The organism is Pseudomonas sp. GM48, from assembly GCF_000282335.1.
Taxonomy (GTDB): Bacteria; Pseudomonadota; Gammaproteobacteria; order Pseudomonadales; family Pseudomonadaceae; genus Aquipseudomonas.
This window is the reverse complement of record NZ_AKJM01000040.1, coordinates 137,682-159,901: the sequence shown is the minus strand read 5'-3', so window position 1 is coordinate 159,901 and position 22,220 is coordinate 137,682. Positions and strand designations below refer to the sequence as shown.

The 22,220-nt window shown below is 60.2% G+C and carries 17 protein-coding genes and 1 tRNA gene; 8 read left to right on the top strand and 10 right to left on the bottom strand.

Features of this window, described 5'->3' with window-relative positions; translation table 11 throughout:
• Positions 1–24: 24 nt before the first annotated feature.
• The 7 genes from PMI28_RS22160 (at position 25) to PMI28_RS0128345 (ending at position 6,337) form a co-directional block, all read left to right on the top strand.
• Positions 25–690: a response regulator gene (locus PMI28_RS22160; protein ID WP_007983807.1), complete on the top strand. Its 666-nt coding sequence runs from the start codon at positions 25–27 to the stop codon at positions 688–690.
• Entirely contained in the window at positions 666–2,024 is a 1,359-nt protein-coding gene (locus PMI28_RS22165) for an ATP-binding protein (protein WP_007983804.1), read from the top strand. Before PMI28_RS22160 ends, PMI28_RS22165 begins: the two co-directional genes overlap by 25 nt.
• 164 nt (positions 2,025–2,188) lie before the next feature.
• Positions 2,189–3,256: an alpha/beta fold hydrolase gene (locus PMI28_RS22170; RefSeq protein WP_007983802.1), complete on the top strand. Its 1,068-nt coding sequence runs from the start codon at positions 2,189–2,191 to the stop codon at positions 3,254–3,256.
• Between the two features lie 238 nt (positions 3,257–3,494).
• Positions 3,495–4,148 carry a hydrolase gene (locus PMI28_RS22175; RefSeq protein ID WP_007983801.1) on the top strand — a complete coding sequence of 218 codons (654 nt, stop codon included), beginning with the start codon at positions 3,495–3,497 and terminating at the stop codon, positions 4,146–4,148.
• Positions 4,149–4,318: 170 nt separating this feature from the next.
• Positions 4,319–5,638, top strand: coding sequence for an OprD family porin (locus PMI28_RS22180; protein WP_007983799.1), 1,320 nt, complete (start codon positions 4,319–4,321; stop codon positions 5,636–5,638).
• Between the two features lie 170 nt (positions 5,639–5,808).
• Complete coding sequence (locus tag PMI28_RS22185) at positions 5,809–6,054, top strand: type II toxin-antitoxin system ParD family antitoxin (protein ID WP_007983798.1); 246 nt, start codon at positions 5,809–5,811, stop codon at positions 6,052–6,054.
• Positions 6,047–6,337 carry a type II toxin-antitoxin system RelE/ParE family toxin gene (locus tag PMI28_RS0128345; protein WP_033063138.1) on the top strand — a complete coding sequence of 97 codons (291 nt, stop codon included), beginning with the start codon at positions 6,047–6,049 and terminating at the stop codon, positions 6,335–6,337. The genes PMI28_RS22185 and PMI28_RS0128345 overlap by 8 nt, the downstream gene beginning before the upstream one ends.
• 117 nt (positions 6,338–6,454) lie before the next feature.
• On the opposite strand, the gene PMI28_RS0128340 is transcribed toward PMI28_RS0128345, so the two are convergent.
• From PMI28_RS0128340 to fdnG, 7 genes are all read right to left on the bottom strand, one after another.
• Positions 6,455–6,550 (bottom strand) — tRNA-Sec (locus PMI28_RS0128340).
• A gap of 31 nt (positions 6,551–6,581) precedes the next feature.
• A complete protein-coding gene (gene selB, locus PMI28_RS22190; protein WP_007983796.1) occupies positions 6,582–8,489 on the bottom strand; it encodes a selenocysteine-specific translation elongation factor in 1,908 nt (635 codons plus the stop codon).
• Positions 8,486–9,916, bottom strand: coding sequence for an L-seryl-tRNA(Sec) selenium transferase (selA, locus tag PMI28_RS22195; RefSeq protein WP_007983794.1), 1,431 nt, complete (start codon positions 9,914–9,916; stop codon positions 8,486–8,488). Before selA ends, selB begins: the two co-directional genes overlap by 4 nt.
• Before the next feature lie 51 nt (positions 9,917–9,967).
• Positions 9,968–10,894: a formate dehydrogenase accessory protein FdhE gene (fdhE, locus tag PMI28_RS22200; protein WP_007983793.1), complete on the bottom strand. Its 927-nt coding sequence runs from the start codon at positions 10,892–10,894 to the stop codon at positions 9,968–9,970.
• A gap of 3 nt (positions 10,895–10,897) precedes the next feature.
• Positions 10,898–11,563 carry a formate dehydrogenase subunit gamma gene (locus PMI28_RS22205; protein ID WP_007983791.1) on the bottom strand — a complete coding sequence of 222 codons (666 nt, stop codon included), beginning with the start codon at positions 11,561–11,563 and terminating at the stop codon, positions 10,898–10,900.
• Positions 11,560–12,495, bottom strand: a complete 936-nt coding sequence (gene fdxH, locus PMI28_RS22210) for a formate dehydrogenase subunit beta (RefSeq protein WP_007983789.1) — start codon at positions 12,493–12,495, stop codon at positions 11,560–11,562. The genes PMI28_RS22205 and fdxH overlap by 4 nt, the downstream gene beginning before the upstream one ends.
• Positions 12,496–15,561, bottom strand: a complete 3,066-nt coding sequence (gene fdnG, locus PMI28_RS22215) for a formate dehydrogenase-N subunit alpha (RefSeq protein WP_157395752.1) — start codon at positions 15,559–15,561, stop codon at positions 12,496–12,498.
• A gap of 288 nt (positions 15,562–15,849) precedes the next feature.
• Here fdnG and PMI28_RS22225 point away from each other — a divergent pair, with 288 nt between their 5' ends.
• Positions 15,850–17,004, top strand: coding sequence for a MalY/PatB family protein (locus tag PMI28_RS22225; protein WP_007983784.1), 1,155 nt, complete (start codon positions 15,850–15,852; stop codon positions 17,002–17,004).
• Between the two features lie 158 nt (positions 17,005–17,162).
• Here the strand turns inward: PMI28_RS22225 and PMI28_RS22230 are convergent, their stop codons facing one another.
• From PMI28_RS22230 to PMI28_RS22240, 3 genes are all read right to left on the bottom strand, one after another.
• Positions 17,163–18,071, bottom strand: coding sequence for a zeta toxin family protein (locus tag PMI28_RS22230; protein ID WP_007983783.1), 909 nt, complete (start codon positions 18,069–18,071; stop codon positions 17,163–17,165).
• 127 nt (positions 18,072–18,198) lie between these two features.
• Positions 18,199–20,478 carry an ATP-dependent DNA helicase gene (locus PMI28_RS22235; RefSeq protein ID WP_007983781.1) on the bottom strand — a complete coding sequence of 760 codons (2,280 nt, stop codon included), beginning with the start codon at positions 20,476–20,478 and terminating at the stop codon, positions 18,199–18,201.
• Positions 20,475–22,142 (bottom strand): VRR-NUC domain-containing protein, encoded by a 1,668-nt coding sequence (locus PMI28_RS22240; protein WP_007983779.1) that lies wholly within the window; start codon positions 22,140–22,142, stop codon positions 20,475–20,477. Before PMI28_RS22240 ends, PMI28_RS22235 begins: the two co-directional genes overlap by 4 nt.
• Positions 22,143–22,220 lie beyond the last annotated feature (78 nt).

Here is a 22,220-nt window from a genome sequence, read left to right as displayed (position 1 = left end):
CGCGCCTTTTTTTCGGAGCGGGACATGCGGATATTGCTGGTCGAAGATGACCCGATGATCGGAGACGCCATCCAGGTCGCACTCAATGATGCGAGTTACGCGACCGACTGGGTGAAAAACGGTCTGACCGCACTCACGGCGCTGGAGACCCAGCCTTATGACCTGGTGCTGCTGGATCTCGGCTTGCCCGGCAAGGACGGGCTCGATGTCCTTGACAGCATTCGCGGCCGCAACAACCCGGTGCCGTTGCTGATCATCACCGCACGGGACGGCCTCGACGACCGCCTGCGCGGCCTCGACGGTGGCGCCGACGATTACTTGCTCAAACCCTTCGAAATGGCCGAGTTGCTGGCCCGCATGCGCGCCGTGCTGCGCCGTAAAGGCGGGTACGCCCAGTCATTGCTGGACAACGGCGTGGTGGCGCTGGACCTGGTGTCGAAACAGGCGAGCACTGCTGAAAATCCCGACGTGCAACTGTCCAGCCGCGAGTTCGCCCTGCTCCAGGCCCTGTTGATCCGTCCGGGGGCGATCCTTTCGCGCAGCGAACTCGAAGACCGTCTCTACGGCTGGGGCAATGAAGTGGAAAGCAATGCCGTGGAGTTTCTGATTCATTCGCTGCGCCGCAAGTTAGGCAACCAGGTCATCAAGAACGTCAGGGGGATGGGATGGATGGTTTCAAAAAGCGCTTGAGTGACTCGGTCCAGCTACGGCTGTCGGTCACGTTGTCGCTGGCCATCCTGATCGTGGCGGTGCTGGCCGGGATGTTTGCGTTCGTCTCGGCCCTCGACGAAGCCCACGAAATGCAGGACGAAACCTTGCGTCACGTGGCCGTGCTGTTCGATCGGCAGCAAATGACACTGCACTATCCCGCGGCCGAAAAAGTCCCGGGTGACGACGAAGAATCCAGGGTCATCGTGCAATACCTGGCCGACGGCAGCAAAGCACCCGGCAGCAACGACGACAGCGTCATCCCGCTGCCCTTCCCCACTACGCTGGCCGATGGTTTGTCGACCCTGAGTATCGCCGGCGAAGACTTTCGTACGCTGGTCAGGACTACCGCCCGGGGCGAGCGCATCGTCGTCGCCCAGGAAACCGGTGTCCGCGACAAAGAGGCACGGGAGAGCGCCTGGCGCAGCCTGTTGCCGTTTCTTATTCTGTTTCCGGTGCTGTTGCTGGTGGTGAGCGATCTGGTACGCAAACTGTTTCGCCCCATCGCCACCCTTTCCGATGAAATAGATCGACGCGATAAACAGGCCCTGCACCCGATCGACGAACACCATTTGCCAACCGAGATCCGCCCTTTTGTCGTGGCCATCAATCGCTTGCTGGCGCGGGTTGCGCAGTCCATGGAAACCCAGCGGCGCTTCATCGCCGACGCCGCCCACGAACTGCGTTCGCCCATGACAGCCCTGTCCCTGCAAGCCGAGCGACTGAAGGCCACGCCAATGCCGACGCAAGCCGTCGAGCGCTTGCTACCGCTTTCGCAAGCGATAGAGCGCAGCAGGAAGCTGATCGATCAGTTGCTGGCCCTGGCCGCCGCGCAATCGAACACCGAGCGACCGCCGGCCACGGTTTCGGTGCATGAAATCTATCGACGGGTGCTGGAGGACCTGCTGCCACTGGCGGAGCGCAAGAACATCGATATCGGAGTTGAAAGTACCGAAGACGTACAGGTCTTCATTAACGAAATGGACCTGCTGATCCTGGTCAAGAACCTGGCGGACAATGCAATCCGCTATACCCCTTGCGGCGGACGCGTCGACCTGTCGGTGGAACTGGCGCAGGACACCGTGATCCTTCAGGTCAAAGATTCCGGCCCGGGCATCACCGCCGATGAACAAATCCGGGTGTTCGACCCGTTCTATCGCAGCGTAGGCACCGAAGAAGCAGGCTCCGGGCTGGGGTTGTCCATCGTCAAGGCCATCGCCGAGCGTACGGGGGCTCGGGTGCGCTTGGGTTACTCGGACGAGACGACCAGACGCGGGTTATGTGTGTCGATCGAGTTGAAAAGAGGCTCAGACTAAATCCCCCATGTATCACAGTGTGTCAACGCCAACGCCCGATACACAGACTTTCATCAAGCCGGCGATTCGACACAGGCCAGATACGTTGCCAAGCTTCAATGCAAGCAAGGTTTGAAGGGGCTCAGACAGAATCCCTGACCCATGGCTAGTAATGGAGGCATCCCATGAAGATGGCACTGCGCAACAGCAACCCCCGCAACACTCGCCGCCACCTGGTCGGCCCTTCGATCCTCGCGCTTACGCTGTTCGGCGTGCTCGGCGCGGCCCATGCGCAAACGGCCGCCGCCGCGCAGCCCGCGGCGGCCCCTGCCGCTACCACGCAGGCGGCGCCCTCGCCCTTCGGCCCGCTCAAGCATGTCAACGCCGGACTGCTGGATGTGGCATACGCCGAAACTGGCCCTGCCAACGGGCCGGTGGTGATCCTGCTGCACGGCTGGCCGTACGACATTCACAGTTATGACGAGGTCGCGCCGTTATTGGCCGCCAAGGGCTATCGGGTGCTGATGCCCTATGCGCGCGGATATGGCGATACGCGTTTCCTCTCCGTAGAAACCGAGCGCAACGGCCAGCCGGCTGCGCTGGCCAGTGACGTCATCGACTTCATGGATGCCCTGAAGATCAAACAAGCGGTGCTCGGTGGCTATGACTGGGGTGCGCGTTCGGCCGATATTGTCTCGGCGCTGTGGCCGGAGCGGGTCAAGGCACTGGTCTCGGTCAGCGGTTATCTGATCGGCAACCAGGCAGCCGGCAAGAACCCGCTGCCACCGAAGGCTGAATTGCAGTGGTGGTATCAGTTCTACTTCGCCACTGACCGCGGACGCGCCGGTTACGAGAGAAACACCCACGACTTCGCCAAGCTGATCTGGCAACTGGCTTCACCAAAATGGGCGTTCGACGACGCCACCTTCGACCGCAGCGCCAAGGCGCTGGATAACCCCGACCATGTCGACATCACCGTGTTCAACTACCGCTGGCGCCTGGGCCTGGTCCAGGGCGAGAGCCGCTACGAAGCGCTGGAGCAGAAACTGGCCACGGCGCCGTCCATCAGCGTGCCGACCATAACCCTGGAAGGCGATGCCAACGGCGCACCGCACCCTGCCCCCGAAGACTATGCCAAGCGCTTCACCGGCAAATACGAGTTCCGGCTGATCAACGGCGGCATCGGCCACAACCTGCCGCAGGAAGCTCCGCAGGCGTTCGCCAAGGCGGTGATTGATGCCGATCATCTTTGAAGTCGATCTGACATCCGCACACCAGCGCCATGAACGTGGAGAACGTCGGTGCCAAACTTGCGCAAGCACTAACGCGTGATGCCGTGAATGGCACACACAAACCCTGTGGGAGCGAGCTCGTTCCCACAGGGTTTGTGCCGTTTGATCGCGATGAGTCAAAGACAGCACACTGATTCAATATTCCCGACCCGATCTACGTAACCATGACGTCCTCACTCCCCCCCATAAGGACAATGTCATGGCCATTGCAAAAGCAGTACCCGGTAAAACCCTGCTGACCCCGACCGACCACACCCTGATCATGATCGACCACCAGTCGCAGATGTCCTTCGCGACCAAGTCGATCGATGCCGTCACCCTGCGCAACAACGCCGCACTGGTAGCCAAGGCGGCGCGTGGTTTCAAGGTCTCGACGATTCTCACCACTGTCGCCGAGAAGAGTTTTTCCGGGCCGATCTTCGAGGAAATCAAAGCCGTGTTCCCGGAACACAACGTGATCGATCGCACCAGCATGAACACCTGGGAAGACGAGCGCATTGCCGTTGAGGTCAATGCCATCGGCAAGCAGAAGATTGTCCTCGCCGGTCTGTGGACCTCCGTTTGCATCGTTGGCCCGGCATTGTCGGCGATTGACCAGGGTTTCGAGGTGTATGTGATTGCCGACGCCTGCGGCGACGTCAGCACCGAGGCCCACGAAATGGCCATGCAGCGCATGATCCAGATCGGCGCCCGGCCGATGACCTCGCTGCAATACCTGCTGGAACTGCAACGTGACTGGGCTCGCAGCGAAACTTACAACGAAACCGTGAAAACCTCGATTGCCAACGGCGGCGCCTACGGTCTGGGCCTGATCTACGCCAAGACCATGTTTGGTGCCTCGGAAGGCCACTAAGAAAAACAAGCGACTGCGGGCGAACCCTGTAGGAGCGAGCTTGCTCGCGATGATCGTTAACGATAACGCCTGTTTACTGGGTAAACGCGGCGCTCTCGAGACCATCGCGAGCAAGCTCGCTCCTACAGTGAATCATCACCCGCAGTCGCTGCCCCTGTGGTGAACCATTGATGACCCTTTCCCCGCAAGATTTCAGGGCGGCCATTGCCCTGTGCCTCTACCTGTTGGCCACCCACGCACTGGCCGATGAATCGTCGCAAGACGCGGAAGGCTTCCTGAACGGCGCGACGCTTGGCGTACTTAGCCGAAACTTTTATCTGAACAGCGACTATCGATCCCCCTCGCCGACCGGCAAGAGCTACAAGGCCGAATGGGCTCAAGGCTTTATCAGCACTTTTGAATCCGGTTTCACACCGGGCGCCGTTGGTTTTGGCCTTGATGCCCATGCATTTCTGGGATTGAAACTCGATAGCGGCAAGGGACATTCCGGGACCGGATTACTGCCAGTGGGCAGTGACGGCCGCAGCGAAAGCGACTACTCCAGCGGTGGCGGCGCGATCAAGCTCAAGGCATCGAAGACCACCCTGGCGTATGGCGAGATGGAGGTCGAAACCCCGGTATTCGACACCGCGGACAAACGCCTGCAACCGGAGTACGCCACTGGTTTTCTGCTCGACAGCCGTGAGATCGACGGCATGAACCTGCAAGCCGGGCACTTCACGGCATTCAAGAATCAGGACAGTGCTTCAGGCAAGGGCAACTTTTTCGGCTATGGCGCCAACACCGAGGCCGGTGGCATTTCGTTTGTCGGCGCTGACCTGTTTACCCAAAGTCCGGTCGGCGGCGCCCTGTACGCTTCGGAGCTGACAGACACCTGGCATCAGTACTACGGCAACCTGCATTTCAAGCAATCCGATGTGTTCCTTGACGCCAACCTCTATCACACCCGGGACACCGGCCAGGCACTGGCCGGTGCCATCGACAACACCGCGTACAGCCTGTCGGGCAGATACACGATCGGCGCCCATGGTTTCACCGTGGCCTATCAGAAGATCGACGGTGATACGCCATTCGATTTTGTCGGTGGCGATTCCATCTATCTGGCCAACTCGATCAAGTACGCCGACTTCAACGGTGCCCATGAACGTTCCTGGCAGGCACGCTACGACCTGGACCTGGCGACCTACGGGATTCCCGGGTTGAAATTCATGACGCGTTACGTCACCGGCGACCAGATCGACGGCACCCATGCACCGCAAGGCGGGGCCTACAACCCGTTCGACGCGGCGTCCGGCACCTTCGTGCCGCAACAAGGTGATGGGGGCAAACACTGGGAGCGCGACATTGATTTGAAGTACATCGTCCAAACGGGGGCAGCGAAGGACCTGTCGGTGCAGATGTCGCACGTTTCGCACCGGGCCAATAAGGCGCAGGCGGGTGATGACATAGACCGGATATATGTAGTGATTCAGTACCCGCTGGTGTTCTGAGGAAAGCATTCGACAATGTTTGGAATGCATTCATTGGTTGGAGCGGGCTTGCCGCAAAGCTGCAAACTCTGTTCAGACTGGATGGATCGCAATAGAGGCTCGACTGCTCGATACCGCACCAATAGTATGATAGGTTTCATGCAGTCGACTATCTCCGTGGAGGCCCAATCATGGGAACCGTACGAAAAACCATCACCGTGACCGACCAGCAAGACAACTGGATCAAAGCGCAGATAGAAGCGGGCCATTACACCAACGACAGCGAATACATTCGCGATCTGATCCGTCGTGAACAGGAGCGCAGCGCTGAACTCGAAACGATCCGTGCCGCCCTTCGGGAAGGTGAATCCAGCGGAGAACCTCGCCCATTCGATCCAGCTGCATTCAAACAGAGAATGTTAACCGCGCATGGCTGAATATCGTCTAACGCCTGCCGCAGAGGGTGACCTTGAGGCAATCTGGAGTTATACCGCTCGCCAGTGGGGCCTGGTTCAGGCCAATCGCTACATTGACATCCTTACCTCAGCATTTGCGCAATTGGCCGAGCGCCCGAAAAAGGCGCCGGCCTGCGACTCTATCCGTCCTGGTTATCGGCGCTGCAGTGTTGAGCGACACATGATCTATTTTCGAATCACTGCGTACGGAATTGCGATCATCAGGGTTCTTCATGATCGGATGGAAGCCCAGCGCAATCTCTGACGATCCATTTCGCAACCCCGTGTAAAAACTGGGCGAATGTGTTGCTTCGACCAACCGCCATCGCGAGCAGGCTCCCCCCACAGTGGATTCGGTTGAGTCAGAAAATCTGGAGGTGATTGGCGGAAGGCAGCCGGAGTCGAACCTGCCCGGGAACGGATGCCGTCCCCAACCGGGTTTGAAGCCCGGCCGCGCCACCGGGCGCGATTGCCTTCCTTGAAGTCTGTCCTTGAATCCTGCCCTTTTATCAGTGTTCTGTGCGCTGGGCCAACGCACTGTCCGCACTAATCTGCCGACGATCACCAAAACGCCGCGTCAGGCCGATACGGTCAAAGTATTCCAGTATCTGAATGCTGCGCTTGCGCCCCAAACCGATTGCATCGCGGAACGACGCCACCTGAATCACCGGGTTGGCGTCCGCCAGTTGCAACAGCATAGCCGCCAATCGACGGATCATGCTGTCGGTGTAAAACAGATCGTGGACGACTTGATGGAGCAGGCCCAGCCGGGCCATTTTGCGCAGCAAGGCGCGAACGGTTGCCTCGTCATGCCCCAGGTTGCGCACCCAGGGCGGGTCGAAACCGGCTTGTTCGAACAACGGCTGCAAGCGTTGCCACAAGGCTTCGTCTTCTTCACTCAAGCGCACCTGATGTTCGGGTAAATGCAACCATGGTCCGCTGCTGACGATAGCGCCGCTGGCCAGCAATTCATCGAGCAGGCAGATAAACGTCGGACGTTCCAGAGTGCTGCCGGCAAATCGGCGCAGGCGATCCCGGTCCGGGCCCATTTGATCCGGTTCGAGTTGATGGAAATGCGCAAGTTGTTCGACTAAAGGCGCTTTCAAGGCTTGCCAGCGACTGGCACTGAACAGCAACGGACCTTGACGGGTATCGATCAGGCGCACGTTGTCAGGCAACGTCCAGGAATTGCGCGGACGGTTGAACTGACGTTCCAGGCGCTGCAGGTCGAGCCCGGTGTCGCTATGGGCCAGCAACGCCGGCAAAACATCTTCCAGCGTTGCACTGTTGGCCAGTGCGTCCAGTTGCGCCAAACGTTCGGGGCTGCGGCGTTGTCGAGCGGGTGCAAACGGATCGAGCACCCGACCGCCGCCAAGGGTGCGTTGGGCACTCTGGTCGCGCAGGATCAGCGGATCGCCCTTCACCGCATGCACCGGTGTATTGAGCAGCAGTTGCGCAAACATCCGCCCGCCGGGTGCCAGGCTTGTGCCTTCCAGCAGGGCGACTCGCCCGGTGACGTCCTGGGTGCCGAGGTGCACGTGCACCGGTTGAAAGTGCTCGAAGGCCCTGGGTTCACCAGCAAGCAACTGCATGTCGATGTCCAGGCGTTGGGTGGGCGCGTACAAGCCCTCGGCCAGCAACCAGTGGCCGCGATGGATATGCTCCAGGGCCAGCCGTTCGGCATTCAGGTTCAACGCCACACGCTGGCCGGCAATGGCGCTGTCGGCGGTCCGGTTTTGCGCGTGCAGGCCTCGAATGCGCACCGGTTTGCCTTGTGGCCCCAGCAACAAGGTATCGCCCACCGCGACCCGACCGGACAGTGCCGTGCCGGTCACGACGATGCCGGCCCCGGCAACGCTGAAGGCGCGATCGATCGCCAGTCGAAAGCCATCTTCGCTGCTGCGTTGCAACACTTCCCGCTGTGCTTCGAGCAAAGCCTGTCGCAAGGTTTCGATGCCCTCGCCGGTCACGCTCGACAGCGCAATCAGCGGCGCATCGGCATAAGGCCCGGGTGCCAGCAATGTGCGGACCTGATCGCGCACCACCTGCACCCGGGCGCCATCGACCCGGTCGCACTTACTGATCGCCACCAGAGCCCGAGGGATACCCAGCAACTGGACAATCGCCAGGTGCTCACGCGTCTGCGGCATCACACCGTCATCGGCGGCCACTACCAGCAACACCAGATCGATACCCTGCGCCCCGGCGAGCATGTTGTGGGTGAAGCGTTCATGGCCGGGAACATCGATGAAGCCGGTCAGGCTCGCTCCCGGCTCCAGCTCGGCATACAGGTAGCCGAGGTCGATGGTCATGCCGCGCTCACGCTCTTCCCGACGCCGGTCGCCCGCCTGGCCGGTGAGCGCCTGGAGCAGTGCGGTTTTGCCATGGTCGATGTGCCCTGCGGTGCCGACAATCACCCTGCCCGGCCCTCCGCCTGCAATTGATCAAGCTGCGCCAGCCATGCCGGCTCGTCGTCCAGTTGCCGCAGGTCCAGCCACAGGGCGTCATCGTCAATACGCCCGAGTACGGCAATCGGCAAGGCGCGAAAGGCCTCTTCAAGTTTCAACAGGGAGCGCCCGCGCAAGCGCTTGGAGGTCAACGGACGCAGACACAGCGCTGCGCTGGCCAGCCTCGCCACCGGTTGGCTGCCGCTGCCGATCATGCCCAGTGCCGGCATGGCACTGACGCTCCAGCCGTCACCCAACACCCGGGCCAGCGATGGCCGCAAGCGCTCGGCCTGGGCGAGAATATCGGTCTGTGGCCGGGTCAGCAGGCGCAGGCTGGGCAAGCGCTCGGCCAGTCGGTCCGGGTTGCGGTACAAGCTCAGCACCGCTTCCAGGGCCGCCAGGGTCATTTTATCGACCCGCAGCGCACGCTTGAGCGGGTTTTTCTTGATCCTGGCGATCAGTTCCTTGCGGCCGACAATCAGCCCGGCCTGTGGCCCGCCGAGCAGTTTGTCGCCACTGAAGGTGACGATGTCCGCGCCATCCAGCAGCGCCTGACGCACTGTCGGTTCGGCGGGCAAACCCCAGCGGGTCAAGTCCAGCAGGCTGCCACTGCCGAGGTCTTCGAGCAGTGGCAAACCGTGCCGGTGCGCCAGTTGCGCCAGCTCCGCCGTTGGCACGCTCGTGGTGAAGCCTTGAATGCTGTAGTTGCTCGCGTGCACCCGCATGATCAAACCACTGCGCGGGCCGATGGCGGCCTCGTAGTCGCGGGCATGGGTGCGATTGGTGGTGCCAACCTCATTGAGCTTTACCCCGGCGCGGGCCATGATGTCGGGAATGCGGAAGGCACCGCCGATTTCAATCAGTTCGCCCCGGGAAATAATCCCTTCCTTGCGTGCGCCCAGGCTGTTGAGGGTCAGCAGCACCGCTGCGGCATTGTTGTTGACCACGGTCACCGCTTCGGCGCCGGTCAGTTCGCGGATCAAGCCTTCGATCAGGTCGTCGCGATCTCCGCGCTTGCCGCTGCGCAAGTCGAATTCGAGGTTGAGCGGATAGCGGGCCGCCATTTGCACCGCCTCAATTGCTTCCTCGGGCAACAGCGCCCTCCCGAGGTTGGTGTGCAAGACCGTGCCGGTGAGGTTGAACACCCGACGCACATGGCTGCGGTGTTGCGCAGACAATCGCTCGCCCACCCGGCCCGCCAGCACTTCAGGGCTGACTTCTACCGATTCGAGCAAACCCTGCTGCACTCCTTCGCGCAGTTCATCAAGCAATTGCCGCAAGGCAGCCAGCAAGGCGTCGCGTCCATAGCGCTCGGCCAATGGCTGGCACGCCGGGTGACGCAACAAACTGTCGATGGAAGGTAGGCGCGGGGGTTGGCTGGCACCGCGAGCAGACATCTGGCACTCCTGAAAACGAATGACCGTCGCGCCTGAGTGTAGACGCTGCGGTTATTCGTCTCCCGGAGCCAGCAACAGATTCGGTGCCAAACGCTGATAACCGTCCTGCGCCAGGCGCATGTCGAGCATCAGGCTGGACAGGTCCGCCGACAGCGCTTCGGCGTCTGCATCGTTCTCCAGATAGAGCAACTTCAGATAACTGTTACAACCGGGGCAGACTTCTGCGCGCAAAGGCGCCTGGTTGGCGGCATGGCGATCATCTTCAAGGCTGAGGTATTCCAGGCCCTTGCTCTGCTCGCAATACACGCACTTGACCCGCACCACATGCCACTCGCAGGCGCACAGCGAACAGACCAGATAACGCAAGCCGTTGTGCTTGCCGCGATGGCGGATCACTCCGGCCATGGCCGGCGAGCCACAGGCCGGGCATTGACTGAGGCTGTCGCCGGGGCTAAGTGTCAGGTTCGGTGTACTCAACAACCAGTGGCTCCAGGCTATTTGCAGCGCCGCACCGAGAAACGGCACCAACGCGGCCGGCACCAGTGAATACTGGCCGCTGACCAACGCCACCGCCCAGACGCGGCGTTGCCCGGCGCCGGCCAGACGCAAGGTTTCCACGGCATCGGCCACGGCGGATTGTGGTGGTGCGTTATAGCGCTGCAGCAAGGCTTCGAGGTAAAGCTGCCAATCGTCTTCGCGCGCCAGGCTGTCGGCCGCGAACGGTGGCAAGCCGTGTTGCTGGCACAACTCGATGCGTTGCCGGTCAAGAGGCTCGCTCAGCGGTGGGTCGTCCAGCACCTGTTGCTGCACCCGGCACAGCCCGGCAATCAGGCGCAGGTAATCGGCCAGCGGGTGCCCTTCGGCCAGCGTTTCCAGGCGCTGGGCGCGCAGGCTGAACAAATTATGCGGTGGCATGTACAGAAACGGCGGCGAACCGGCCGCCGCTTCGATTTCTCCAGGTTCCAGGATGGTTGGCAAATGTCAGCCCTTTTTGGTGATCGGTCGCGTAGGAGCTTCGTCGCGGGTCTCATCTTGAGTCACTTGGCGATACCAGAGCTCATGGTGTTTCTTCGCCCAGCCGCGGCTGACCCAGCCATGCAACATGGCGCTGACCGAGCCCTTGATCCAGATGCCGGCATAGATGTGCACGATAATGCTGAGGATCAGCACGAAAGCGGCCAACGCATGCAGCAACATCGCCCAGCGGATAACAGTGATGCCGAAGTAATCGCTGAAATACGCACGCCAGATCACCAGCCCGGTGAACAACAGCCCAAGCATGCACAGCAGTAAAGTCCAGAACAGCAGCTTCTGCCCTGGGTTGTATTTGCCAATGGGCGGGACGCCCTCCTCTTTGTTCAGCATCACCCGGTCGATGCGCTTGAGCCACAGGCGGTCATTGGCGATGAAGTAATTGGCGCGCCAGAAGCGAAACACCAGGCCAAGGAACAACAGGAACATCAGCACACCCATGAACGGGTGCAGGATACGCGTCCATGGCCCGCCGCCGAACAGGTTGCTGAGCCAGAACAACGCCGGGTGAAACAGCGCCAGTCCGGACAGCCCGGCCATGAGGAACAGAATCGCCACCAGCCAGTGATTGGTACGCTGGCTACTGGTGTAGCGCAGGATCGTCTTGTTGCTCATGGCCTGCCCTCCCCACGTGGATCGAAGGTATGCACCGACGGATCGACTTCGTGCACGGCATTGTCCGGCGGGCTCGGGTGTTCATCTTCTTCGACAATTTGCGGTCCGACGCGCACGTAGTGGAAGAACCCTGCCAGTACTGCGGCGCCCATGGCCAGCAGCGCCAGCGGTTTGCTGATACCTTTCCACAGCCCTACCAACGGGCTGATTGCCGGGTGATCGGGCAAACCGGCGTACAGTCTTGGCGTATCGGCGTGGTGCAACACGTACATCACGTGGGTACCGCCGACACCTTCAGGGTCGTACAGACCGGCGTTTTCAAAACCCCGGCTCTTGAGGTCGACGATGCGCTCGGCCGCGTGTTCCTTCATGTCGTCCTTGGAGCCGAACACGATGGCACCGGTCGGACAGGTCTTCACGCACGCCGGCTCCAGCCCCACCGCTACCCGGTCCGAGCACAAGGTGCATTTGTAGGCCTTGTGATCCTTTTGCGAGATCCGTGGAATGTTGAACGGGCAACCGGTGATGCAATAGCCGCAACCGATGCAATGATCCTGATCGAAATCGACGATGCCATTGGCGTGCTTGATGATCGCCCCCGGGCTGGGGCATGCCGCCAGGCAACCGGGTTCGGCGCAATGCATGCAGCCGTCCTTGCGGATCAGCCACTCCAGGTTGCCGGCGTCGGTTTCATGCTCGGTGAAGCGCATCAGCGTCCAGGTTTCTGCGGTGAGATCCTGAGGATTGTCGTAGGTGCCATGGTTATGACCGACCTCGTCACGCAGCTCGTTCCATTCCGAACAGGCGACCTGACAGGCCTTGCAGCCAATGCATTTGGTGGTGTCGATCAGCTTGGCGACTTCCTCCATGCCGCGCACCGACGGCGCGGGTGTGGTGGTGGCCGAACGGGCAATGATGTCTTGGCTGGCCATTTAGACTTTCTCCACGTTGACCAGGAATGACTTGGATTCCGGGGTCTGGGTGTTGCCATCGCCGAGGAACGGCACCAGGGTGTTGGTCAGGTAACCGTGGCGTGTGAGGCCGGTGAAACCCCAATGCAACGGAATGCCGATCTGGTGCACCACCTGATTGTTGACCTGCAACGGACGAATCCGCTTGGTCACCACCGCCACCGCTTCAATGAACCCACGCTTGCTGCTGACCCGCACCCGGTCGCCGGCGACGATGCCTTTTTCCTTGGCCAGCACTTCGCCGATTTCGACGAATTGCTCCGGTTGGGCAATCGCATTGAGCTTGCAATGCTTGGTCCAGAAGTGGAAATGCTCGGTCAACCGGTAACTGGTGGCGGCGTACGGGTAATCCTTGGCCACGCCGAGGGAATCCCAGACCGAATCGAAGATTCGCGCCGCCGGGTTGCTGGTGGCCTTCTTGTTTTGCGGGTGCAGCGGGTTGATGCCGATCGGCGTTTCGAACGGCTCGTAGTGTTCAGGGAACGGGCCTTCGTTCATCTTGTCGACGGCGAAGAATCGCGCCACGCCTTCGGGGTTCATGATGAACGGATTCATCCCCGCTTCCGGCGCCACATCAGCCTTGTAGTCCGGCACATCGGTGCCGCCCCAGGTCTTGCCGTTCCACCACACCAGGCGTTTTTTCGGATCCCACGGCTTGCCTTGCAGGTCCGCCGAAGCGCGGTTGTAGAGAATCCGCCGGTTGGCCGGCCAGGCCCAGGCCCAACCTTGGGTCTGGTGCATGCCGTACGGGTCACTGTTGTCGCGGCGAGCCATCTGGTTACCGAGTTCGGTCCAGCTTCCACAGAAGATCCAGCAACCGGACGCCGTGCTGCCGTCGTCCTTGAGCTGGGCGAATCCGGCCAGTTGCGCATTGGCCTTGATCGCCGCGCCAGTGGCATCGGTGAAGTCGGTGGTGGCAGAGCCGTTGATTTCCTTGGCCAGCTCTTCCGGCGAAGGCTCGTCCGGGATCTTGTACGGCCAGGACAACTTGAGTATCGGGTCAGGGTACTTCCCGCCTTCGGTCTGATAGCGCTGACGCAGACGCTGGAACAGTTCGCTCATGATCCGAATGTCGGTCTGCGCTTCACCCGGCCCATCGGCGCCTTTCCAGTGCCATTGCAGCCAGCGACTGCTGTTGACCAGCGAGCCGTCCTCCTCCGCGAAACAGGTGGTGGGCAGGCGAATCACTTCGGTCTGGATATCGGCGCTTTTCACATCGTTGTACGGCCCGACGTTGCGCCAGAACTCCGAGGTTTCGGTGGCCAGCGGGTCCATCACCACCAGCCACTTCAATTTGGCCAGTGCCGCAGTCACCCGGTGTTTGTCCGGCAGCGCGGCGATCGGGTTGAAGCCCTGGCACAGGTAGCCGTTGACCTTGCCCTGGCCCATCAAATCAAACACCTTGAGGATGTCGTATTGGGGAATGTCCAGTTTCGGCAGGTAGTCGTAAGCCCAGTTGTTCTCGGCCGTGGCGTTGGCGCCGTACCAGGCTTTCATCAGGCTGACGTGGAATTTGCCGTAGTTCTGCCAGTAAGACAGTTGCCCTGGGCGCAACGGTTTCTGCGTGCGCTTGACGATGTAGGCGTTGTAATCCTGCTCGGCTTCGCCGGGTAGCGTGAGGTAACCCGGCAGCGAGTTGGACAACAGGCCCAGATCGGTCAGCCCCTGAATATTGGAGTGCCCGCGCAAGGCGTTGACGCCGCCGCCCGGCATGCCGACGTTGCCCAGCAACAATTGCACCATCGCCGCGCTGCGGATCATTTGCGAACCGACCGAGTGCTGGGTCCAGCCCAGAGCGTAGAGAATGGTCATGGTCTTGCCCGGCGTCGAGCAAGTGGCGATTTCCTCCCAGATTTTCTGCATGGCATCGACTGGCATGCCGCAGATCTGGCTCGCCAGTTCCTTGGTGTAACGGCTGTAGTGCTGCTTCATCAATTGATAGACGCAGCGTGGGTCCTGCAACGTCGGATCGACCTTGGCAAACCCGTCCTCACCAAGCTCATAGCCCCAGCCGGACCTGTCGGTGTAGGCACGCTTGGCGACATCGTAGCCGCTGAAGATTCCGTCCTCGAAGCCATAGCCGGCTTTTACGATGAACGACACGTCGGTGTAGTTGCGCACGTATTCGTGCTGGATCTTGTCCTCGGTCAGCAGGTAATTGATCAACCCGCCCATGAAGGCGATGTCGGTGCCGGTGCGGATCGGCGCGTAATAGTCGGCCACCGAGGCAGTCCGGGTGAATCGCGGGTCGACCACGATCAGCCGCGCCTTGTTGTGCGCCTTGGCTTCGGTCACCCATTTGAAGCCGCACGGATGCGCTTCTGCTGCGTTGCCGCCCATCACCAGAACCAGATTCGCGTTGGCGATATCGGTCCAGGTATTGGTCATGGCACCACGGCCGTACGTCGGGGCAAGACTTGCCACCGTCGGGCCGTGTCAGACACGCGCCTGGTTATCAAACCCCAGCATGCCGAGACTGCGGACGACCTTGTGCGTGATGTAGCCCGCCTCGTTGGACGCCGCTGACGCCGCAAGAAAACCGGTGGTCAGCCAACGGTTCACCGTTTGGCCCTGGGCGTTCTTCTCGATGAAGTTGGCATCGCGGTCGGCCTTCATCAGGTCGGCGACGCGATCGAGCGCTTCATCCCAGGAGATGCGGGTCCACTCGGTGCCGCCGGCTTTGCGCACCTGCGGGTATTGCAGCCGTCCGGGGCTGTGAATGAAGTCCAGCAGGCCTGCGCCTTTGGGGCAAAGGGTGCCGCGGTTGACCGGGTGGTCGGCATCACCTTCGATGTGGATGATGTTCTGTGCGACATTCTTGGCCGTATCGCCCTGGCTGTACATGATCACGCCGCAACCGACCGAGCAATACGGGCAGGTGTTGCGGGTTTCATGGGTGTGGGCAAGCTTGAAGTGACGCACCTGTTCGGCAAAGGCAAGCGTCGGGGCCATGCCCAACGCACCCAGGCTAGAGCCTGCAAGGCCGATGCCGGCGACCTTGAAGAACTGACGACGGCTGAGATCCATCGTGCACTCCTGATCAGGTGGAACCCGGTACATGGCCGGGCTTTTTGAACAACCTCGGTCGCGGCAGTCTGGCTGCCGACAGTTGAATATTAGACAGGGCTGTCGAATTCGCCACGAGAGCCGACCGTCGGGCCACCAAACACAACCCCCTGTAGGAGCGAGCTTGCTCGCGATGGTGTATCAGTTGAGTGAGCGTCGACTGACACTCCATCGCGAGCAAGCTCGCTCCTACAGGGGATTGGCGATTATCATGGTCAGCATTCCAACCCAGCTTTCATGAGACTACGCATGACTTTCGATTTTGATCAGGTGTTCGACCGCCACAACACCGGCAGTACCAAGTGGAGCCGCTACCCGGCCGACGTGTTGCCGATGTGGGTCGCCGACATGGATTTCGCCGCGCCGCCGGTCATCATCCAGGCCCTGCAAAAACGGCTGGAACACCCAATGGTCGGTTACAGCGTGGCCCAGGATGACCTGCGCGAGGCGATCGTCGCCGACCTCTGGAACAAATACGCCTGGCGCGTCGAACCCCAGGAGCTGATCTTCCTGCCGGGTGTCGAGTCTGGCTTCAACATGGCATTGAAGGCCCTGGTAAAGCCGCAACAGAACGTCGTTGTCCAGGTCCCCAACTATCCGCCATTGCGCCATGCGCCGGGCCATTGGGGGCTGAACAAGGTCGAGCTGAATTTCGATGCGCAAGCCGATGGCACCTACACCACGCCGCTGGATACCCTGAGCCAGTCGTTGCTAGGTGGCGGCTCCTTGCTGCTGAGCAACCCGCATAACCCGCTCGGCAAGGCCTTCCCCCGCGCAGAGCTGCAAGCCATTGCCGACATTTGCCTTGAGCATGATGCCTGGATCATTTCCGACGAGATCCACGCCGAACTGTGTTACGACGGCCGCCAGCACATTCCGATGGCGACCCTGAGCCCGCAAGTCGCCCAGCGCACCATCACGTTGATGTCGGCGAGCAAGGCCTACAACATCGCCGGCCTGAAAACCTCGTTCATGATCATCCAGGACCGGCATCTGCGCGAGAAGGTCAACCACGCCCGTTGCGGCATGGTCGACAGCGTCAATCCGCTGGGCATGGAAGCGACCCGCGTTGCCTACAGCGAAGCCGCGCCATGGCTGGCCGAGCTGAAGGACTACCTGCAAGGCAACCGTGATTTCCTGGCCGAGGCCGTGCGCACCCGCCTGCCGGGTATCACCATGAACCTGCCGCAAAGCACCTACCTGGCGTGGCTCGATTGCACGGCGCTGGGGCTGGAAAACCCGCAGCAGTTCTTCCTTGAACAGGCCAAGGTCGGTTTGAGCGCCGGCCTGGACTTTGGCGATGACTGCAAACAGTTCGTACGCCTGAACTTCGGCTGCCCACGGTCGCTGCTGGAAGAAGGCATTGCGCGGATGGAACGCAGCTTGCGCCATCTAAAGGCCTGACGAAGATCCCTGTGGGAGCGGACTTGCTCGCGAAGAGGGAGTGTCAGTCAATGATGATGTCGACTGACACTCCCTCTTCGCGAGCAAGCCCGCTCCCACAGGTAGCAAGTAGCGACAAACCGTCGATTTGGGAAGCCGCAAGAAAACTGTGCCGGAGTTTATCGGTACACGTACTTCACGATATAGGCATACAGGTCGTTATAGACAACATCAGGAACCTCTTTGGCATGGTTTGCAGTCTTGAGCAGGGCGAGGTGGCACTCCTTGGTCATCTCATCACGTTCTTCCGTGGTGTAGACGTGATTGTTGATGATTTTGTTGTAGGCGCTGTATGCATAAGGCGTTCCGGTCGAGGCGATGGCGACATCGCCGTTGGCGCCTCTGGTGAACGTGCTATGTGCCCGCAAGGTCCGTTCTTTCAACGCACCCAATCCACGTTCGTACAGGAAGATCTGTGAGCCGCTTACGGCTTTGGCGACTGTCTCGAACGCCAGAAGGATGGCTTGGGCATTCCTCATGCTCGACTCCAGCGCCGAGTAGCTGACAAACCGTTCCAGTTCCTTTTGCTCCAGGCTTTTCAGTGCTCGCTTGATGCTGGAAACGTGCGCAAATACCTGGTTGCAGCCCACGATGTGCGCCTCCAGCTGGTAGCCGGCAGGAACGGCATACGATGCAATCCCGGCAAAGTCGATGCTATCGAATGCACACTCCATGATGATGTTGTATTTGCGTGTGAGCACCTCGGTAAATATTCGCTTCCCGAGCTCCCGGACAAAAGCCTCCGTGTGCTCGTAAGCATGCAGCACCCCCAGCTTGATCATGTCGGCATATTGCGGGTGTTTTTCCCGGTATTCGGGCAGGTACAGGCGAACATAATTGGCGTAAACACCCGACGGCAGCAGTGTTTTTTCCAGCAGATAGGTTTTACCTGAGCCTTGTAAGCCAGCGGTAATCAGCAGTTTGGGGATGGTTTCGGCGGTTTTACCGGCCAATAGCGTTGCGGTGATCTCATCAAATGCTTTGGTTACGTCCGCTGTTGCATGGGTGTATTTCGGTGCTTCTGACATACCTTGATTTCCTTATCAAAGTGGGTTTGAAATTTTCATCCTGCCCTTTGAATAAAGTGTGCAATCGCCGATTGTTCAAATCTGTGATTGCATCAACATATGTCTATGTTTTTTAAAGTATAAATTCCTACTCGCCAGGAAGAAAAAACCTCGGAGCAATGGCCCACCAACGCGGCAGCAACTGCTTGACCTTGCTCTCGCCAAAACGGTCGTCGATCAACATCACCACCCCTTGATCCTGTTGCGTACGGATCACCCGTCCAGCGGCCTGCACCACTTTCTGCACACCGGGAAACAGGTAGGTGTAGTCATAACCGGCGCCAAAAATGGCGGCCATGCGCCGCTTCATTTGTTCGTTCACCGGGTTGAGTTGCGCCAGCCCCAGGGTGGCAATAAATGCGCCGATCAACCGGGCACCGGGCAAATCGATCCCTTCACCGAAAGCACCGCCCAGCACGGCAAATCCAACACCCTGGCCGTCGGCGTGGAACTGATCGAGAAACTGCTGGCGTTGCGCTTCGTCCATACCTCGGGACTGCGACCATCGTTTGATGTGCGGATGTTTCTCGGCCAGTAACTGCGCCACCTGCTGCAAATAATCGAAGCTGCTGAAAAACGCCAGGTAATTGCCGGGGCGTGCGCAGAACTGTCTGGCAATCAAGTCCACAATCGGTTCGAGAGAGGCCTGGCGATGCACGAACCGGGTGGAGATCTGGTTGACGATGTGCACTTGCAGTTGATCGGCGTGAAACGGTGACTCGACGTCGATGCACACCGTATCTGCCGGTGTTCCCAGCAAATCGGCGTAATAGTGCCGGGGGCTGAGGGTCGCGGAAAACAGCACCGTGCTGCGCGCAGCGCTCAGGCGCGGACGAATGAACCCGGCGGGTACCACGTTGCGCAGGCATAGCTGCGAGAGGTTGCGCTTGCGCTCCAGGTCGCGCTTGCTGATGTCGAACAGGAACTGCTCATCGAACAGTTCGGCCACCCGACAAAAATGCAACATGTCGAAGTAAAAACCCTGCAGTGCACTGTCCAGTCCTTGAGGATGATCGTTCAGGTAGTCTCCGATGCTGGCGCTGCACGATGACAGCGCCTGAAGCAACTTTTCCGGCGCCTTGTCATAGGCCTGATAGGCACCGGTTTGCGGACTGTGTACCGCGTTCCACTCGCGATTCACACGCTGCATGGGCTTTTTCAGCGCCTCAGGTGCAGTTTTGCGCACGCTGTTGAAGGTCGCTTGATCGAGGCTGGCGCTGTACATCTGCCGCCCCCGTTCCACCAGGTTATGGGCTTCGTCGACCAACACCGCGACTTTCCAGTGGTTGGCCTGGGCCAGACCGAACAGCAACGCGCTGAAATCGAAATAATAGTTGTAGTCGGCAACCACCACGTCGGCCCAACGCGCCATTTCCTGGCTCAGGTAGTAAGGGCAGACATCGTGCGCCAGGGCAACCTCGCGCAAAGTGCTCTGGTTCAACAGGCTCAGTTGACTGGCCGCCTGCCGTGCGGCGGGCAAACGATCGTAGAAACCCCGGGCCAGCGGGCACGACTCGCCGTGGCAGGCTTTGTCCGGATGTTCACAGGCCTTGTCCCGGGCGATCATCTCCAGTACTCGCAACGGCGGCGCATCGGCGCTGGCAAGAATCACTTGCGCGGCGTCCAGTGCCAGTTTGCGTCCCGGGGTTTTCGCCGTAAGGAAGAACACTTTGTCCAGTTGTTGCGGCGCCAGGGCCTTGAGCATGGGGAACAAGGTGCCTAGGGTCTTGCCGATTCCCGTTGGCGCCTGGGCCATCAGGCAGCGCCCCGTGCTCACGGCCTTGAACACCGACTCGGCCAGATGGCGCTGCCCCGGACGAAATTCGGTGTGGGGGAAGACCAGGCGTTGCGCCGCCAGATTGCGCCCTTCACGATGGGCGACTTCCTGCTCGGCCCATTGCAGGAAGCACGCGCAATGCCGTTCGAAGAATTGTTGCAGCTCGGTAGCGTCGAAAGGCTCGACCAGGCAGGTTTCCTTTTCGCTGACGATGTCGAAATACACCAAGGCCAGATTGATCTGTGCCAGTTCCAGTTTCCGACACATCAACCAGCCGTAGATTTTGGCCTGGGCCCAATGCAACTGGCGGTGGTTGGCTGGTTGCTTGCTCAAGTCACCGCGGTAGGTCTTGACCTCTTCCAGGCAGTTTTGCCCGGGGTCATAGCCATCCGCCCTGCCCTTGACCGTCAATGTTTGATACTGGCCTTCCAGGGCAACTTCGCTTTGGTAGCCTTCGCTGCGCCGCGACGCCACCGTACGGTGCCCGACAATACCCTCCAGCGCGGTCGGCGACGGCGTGAAACGCAGGTCGAGGTCGCCGGCCTTGGCGGTGAACTCACACAGCGCCCGAACCGCAATGCTGTAGCTCAAACCTCCTGCTCCGCCCATTGCACGTAGCACACGGCGATCGGCATCTGGTGCTCATGACAGAATTCCAGCCAGCGCAACTGGTTGTCCTGCAGGCGATCGCCCGGGCCTTTGACTTCAATCATGCGGTAGGTCTTTTGCCGGGGCCAGAACTGGATCAGGTCCGGCATGCCGGCGCGATTGGCCTTGATGTCGAGCAAGAGGCGGTTGAACCAGTGTTTAAGGTGCTCGGCCGGGAGACAGTCCAGGGCTTGCTCCAGCAACTCTTCGCTGAGCACGCTCCAGAACACGAACGGTGACTGCACGCCCCACTTGGCGGCATAACGTTCGCGGATGGTCTGCCGGTAGCGCCCGTCGTCGAGTTCGGCCAGGCATGCCTGGAACAGTTCGGCCCGGCGTCCATGGAAGTCTTCGCTGAGCAAATCCACCGGTCCGCGCTGGAACGGGTGAAAAAAGGCACCCGGTAAAGGTGCGAAAATCGCTGGCCAACACAGCAGTCCAAACAGTGAATTGACCAGGCTGTTTTCGACGTAGTGCACCGGTGCCGAATCCTTAGCCAGATGCGCCTGGACGTAAGATTCCACCGATAACGTCGGGTCTGTCCTCGGCAATTGCAGGTCCAGACGCTGCATTTCCCGAGGCGCTGCCCGCTTGATGGGCGGCCCGCCGAGTTTGCGCCGCAGTCGAGGCAGCACACGGAGCAGTTGCTGGTGTTCGGCGGCGCTCTCCGGTGCTTGTTCAGCCCGCACGGCCAGGTCCAGGGCCAGTTCAAACTGACCGCTGCGTTCCAGCACGCGAATCAGCCGCGAACGCGCGCCGGGATAGGCGCATTCGCGGTAGAGGTCAAGGGCCATGGAGAAATCCGCGATGCGTTCGCAATACTGGGCCATCTGGAACAGCAGTTTGCCGCGCCGCCGTTGCAACCACGGATTATCCAGCGCCAGCCCCATGATCCGCTCGGCCACCTCTTCCAGCGCTTCACCGGCCTCGAATTGTTGCTGGTACGCGTGCAGGAGGACGCAGGCATCCACGTCTTCGCGGCTGCGCAGGCCACGGGACTCGGTGCTGAATTCGACTTTTTCGTAGGTGTAGATACCAAGGTCGGCCAGCACAAACTCCGACCAGTCCTGGTACAGGTTGCCGAAGAACATCAGGCGCAGGCGATCGCACAATTGCATGATGGTCAGGCTAAACAGGCGGTCGTCCAGCGACGGGCACCAGTCGTTGAAGCTTTGTACCTGGGGAAATTGCTCGCACAGCGCTGGCAACCAATCGGCTTTCTTGCCTTTGGGTTGATCGATGGCAGGGCCAAAGGTCTGGAGGATTTCGCCCTTGAGCAGCAGTTCGAACAGCGCTTCGACCGCCAACGGCATTCGCTCATCGACCCAGCCGAGCTGTAACAGCGGGCTGGCGGCGCTGCCGATATCGCCGATTTCGTCGTAATGCAGTTTGCTCGCCCTGAAATGAACGCCTTTGCGCATGACCATTCTGACCAGCAGTGCCTTTGATTCACGGGGCAACAGCTTGAAGTCATGAATGAAACGCTGCTCGTCGACGCTCAACACATCGGCAGAGCGCTGTTCAAGCCAATCAAGCACTTGCATGAAGTTGTTCAGGTAATAGAACGGATCGTCGAGGGGGGTTGCAGTCACAGGGAAATGGGCCATGGCGAGCGAGTACTGGTTATGCGTACAGATACCAGTTCCGCCCTGCCCGGTGCAATGGGAAAAGGATAAATGGCGCTG